Genomic DNA, 3,666 nt, shown 5'->3' with positions numbered 1-3,666 from the left:
CCCACTCAAACGCCGCCGCACCACCAGGCAACGACGACCCACCCCCAGCGCCCGGCCCATCCCCGGCGCTCGGACGCTGCCTGGTCGGCTCAGGTGCCCACTCGGCTCGCAGGATGCGCATATTGCGCCTCTCCTGCCGGTCTTGGAGATCTTTGATGAGCGCCTCGAACTCATCGAGCGTCTTCTTCGTATTGATGATCTTGTAGGCGTGTCCGGTTCCGCCGACCAACGGCGCCTTGACCACGACGAAAACGCCGGTAACGAATTCCGGTCCGACCTGCCGCGACCACTTCCCTACCCGGAAGGTGACATCCGTCCCAGCGGTGACCTTCACCTTCGCCCCACCGAGCGCGCCCTCCGTACCAACACTAATAAGCAGGGAATGGGGCAATAGGTTCTTTACCCCCATTACGTCCTCGAAATCCTCTGCGTCGGAAAGATCCCACTGATTCTGCGGCACCCACAGTGCCCTTCTGCGCAGCGACTCGATGTCGTCTGCGGTGGGGGCGGGCTCCAGCTTCAGGTACAGGGTCTCCCCGGTAGGACTATTTTCGGCCGGTAGTTCCACGAACGCGGCGGATCGACCAGTGCTGTCATACCCGAGTTCGAGACGAACCTCTTCGATGTCCGCAGGAAAGACGAACGAATCTCCGTCGACCGCCACGGCCTGTGGGATATAGACCGGGCGGCCGGCGAATTTTACGTCCAACTTCCTAAAATTCGATTTGGGTCGGCCTAGCGACGCCGTGATGTGGTAGGACCCGACGAACGATGGGGGGAGTCTCCACGCCTGGCCGGGCACCTCCGGCAAGTCCGGCGCGACACCGCCGGACCCACCGGCCCTGATGGGATGCCGCTCAGGTGCCGACCCGGCTAGCGGGACACGCCGATTATCCCGTTCCTGCCGTTTGTTGAGAGTCTTTATGATCCCATCGAGCTCATCGATCTTCTTGCCCGTGTCGATGAGCCGGTAGGCGTGTCCGGTTCCGTCGACCAACGGCGCCCTGACCACGACGAAAACGCCGCTTTCCGATCCGGCCAGCCGCGGCCACTTCCCTACCCGGTAGGTAATCTTCGTCCCCTTGGTGACCTGCACCTCCCCCCCACCGGGGGTCAAGTGCCTCCCCTTGCCAATGGTAGTACGCAGGGGGGCGGGCAATTTGGTATCCGCCAAAATTTCACCTGGGTAAGTCACTGCGCCGGAAAGATCCCACAGATCCTCCAGCTCCCAATATACATTTATGGACCTCGACATGCCGCCGATGCTGTCCGCGGTGAGGGCGGGGTTGACCACTTCCACGTACAGGTCCTGTCCGGCCCCACTCTCTTGATCCGGATGTACCCGGCGCTCGCGTATCGCGGCCGTCAGTTCCACGACCATCAGGGGTTGACCAGTGACGCCAAACCCGGCTCTGAAAACAATCCGGTCCAGCGTCGTGGGGTAGTCGAACTTACCTCCGCCGGCCAGGATGCCTCCCGGGAGATAGATACTGGGATCTCCTGCCCCGCCGAGCCGTGTGCCCAGATTCCTTCTGGCCGAGAATATCGACGTCGTGCTGCGGTAGGAATCGACGAACAATGGGTGATCGGTTTTCCACGCCCGGCCGGGTGCCATTGTCTTCAGAGCTGCCACCTCGCCGAGAGTGAACCTGCGGTCGATCCCTTGGAAGATGGCGCTTTCGGTGCCGTCGGGCCGGGTGTACCGGATTTCGACAAAACCGGCACTCCGCCTTCTCGAAATCTTCCCGATAGTGACATAGACCTCATCACCCGGGCGAACAAGCCCATCGATCCCATCGATCCCATCGATCCCATCGAGACGCATCTCCTGGCCGGCCAGCCAGATGCTCAACCCGGGCACCGGACGAGTGAACCCCGACATCTCCGGGTCATGCCGCACCGGGGTGGCCGGGACGCGGATGGTGAATGGGAAATCGAGGTCCGTTGGGCGCTGGTCTTCCCAGCTGCCCTGGTCCTTGAGATTGCGCAAGTATCGGAGGTGTGCGGCGAGTTCCTGGACCTGACTGTACGGGAAGGAGGAGCGTTGACGGATGACCGCGAGGTCACGCTGGAAGGTGTTTTCCAGGATACGCGAGTAGGTGCTGTCGGGATTCTTCTCCGCCTTGGCGATCGCCGCTTGCAGCAGACCACGCGTCTTCTCGAACTTCCCATCCAGTTCCCGCCGCGTGTGGGGATTTATCTTCTGGGGGAAGCCCTCAGCGATCCGGTCGGCGATGCCGTCTTCGGCACGAGGTTTGACGAGGAAGTAAGCACCCCTCCACCACAGGACCTGTTCCGGGACGACACCGTCATCCGGCGGCGGGCCGATGCGGTCCGGGGCACCGAACGGATGATGGACCAGCATCGGCCGGGACAACTCCTTGGCCGCCACGTGGAAAGGCACAAGCGTGAGTTCGTGAACCCCGCCACCGACGACCTTGCGGAACCAGATCCGGTGCAGCGCCTTCTGCTCCTGCTCCGACACGTCCGCCGGATACGGAAGAATCTCCCTAAATTTCGACTCGGCACCCCGGGCGAGGTCGTCGGCCAACTCACGAATCACCCACGCACGCAGTCCATCCAGGCTGCGGACCTTCAACTTCGCCAACGGATTCCCAAAGGCGTCCAACACCGGCTGAAAGACCCCGGCCACCCCCATGTCAAACCGCCGAGGATCGAAGTCGAACACCTCGAGCGCCCACCGCTCGAAGCGCTCCGCCTGGTCACTGGACACCACGGCCGACAACGTGGTGATCGCCTTAGCCACCTCCTGCTCCAAGCCCGACGCGACATCGCCCCCCGACGACGCCGAGCCATGCGCCGGCGGCACCCCTGCCGGCGAGCCCGGCGCATCGTCCAGCGCGGGGTTCTCCGACCGCAACCCCAACATCAATTCCGCCGGATCCACCCCTGACGGCAAGTCCACGGAGCCCGCCGGCGCACCGTCCACCGGCGGCGGCGACTCCGAGCCAGGCTCCAGTGGCACCCCTGCCTCATCGGTCGGAAATTCAGGCGCCGGTGTCCGCGCTGCCGGCGAGCCCGGGAACCCGCCCGCTCCGTCGGTCTCCGTCCCCCAATCCGGGAAAGCCAATGGTGCCCGCATATCGAGCAAACTCGACAGGTCATCCGCGTAAATATTCAGGCCATCCGCCGGCTCACCATCGGTACGCGGACGCTTCGGCTCAGGTCCCGACTCCGACGGCGGCGACTCCGAGCCAGGCTCCAGTGGCACCCCTGCCTCATCGGTCGGAAATTCAGGCGCCGGTGTCCGCGCTGCCGGCGAGCCCGGGAACCCGCCCGCTCCGTCGGTCTCCGTCCCCCAATCCGGGAAAGCCAATGGTGCCCGCATATCGAGCAAACTCGACAGGTCATCCGCATAAATATTCAGGCCATCCGCCGGCTCACCATCGGTACGCGGACGCTTCGGCTCAGGTCCCGACTCCGACGGCGGCGACTCCGAGCCAGGCGCCGCTCCGTCGGTCTCCGTCCCCCAATCTGGGAGATCCCGTTCCGTTGGTGTCCTCATATCGTTCTCTGCCAGCTGGTATTCGGGGGGCGGGGCAAAAAGCGTCGGGTCAACACCAAACGGGTCAGTTTCCGCTGGATCGGACGGCTGCCCGTCTGCGTCAGAGCCGGCCGGGCCCCATTCCATCGCCGCCGGCCGAC

General features: G+C 64.0%; 1 protein-coding gene. It reads right to left on the bottom strand.

Translation table 11 applies throughout. The annotated features are described in order from the left end of the window. On the bottom strand, positions 1-2,986 hold a 2,986-nt coding region (locus tag ACGF5G_RS35660; protein ID WP_393271301.1), incomplete at its 3' end, for a hypothetical protein. Positions 2,987-3,666 lie beyond the last annotated feature (680 nt).

Origin of the sequence: Micromonospora sp. NPDC047730 (assembly GCF_043204765.1) — a bacterium.
Taxonomy (GTDB): domain Bacteria; phylum Actinomycetota; class Actinomycetes; order Mycobacteriales; family Micromonosporaceae; genus Micromonospora.
This window is presented reverse-complemented; position numbering and strand designations above follow the sequence as displayed.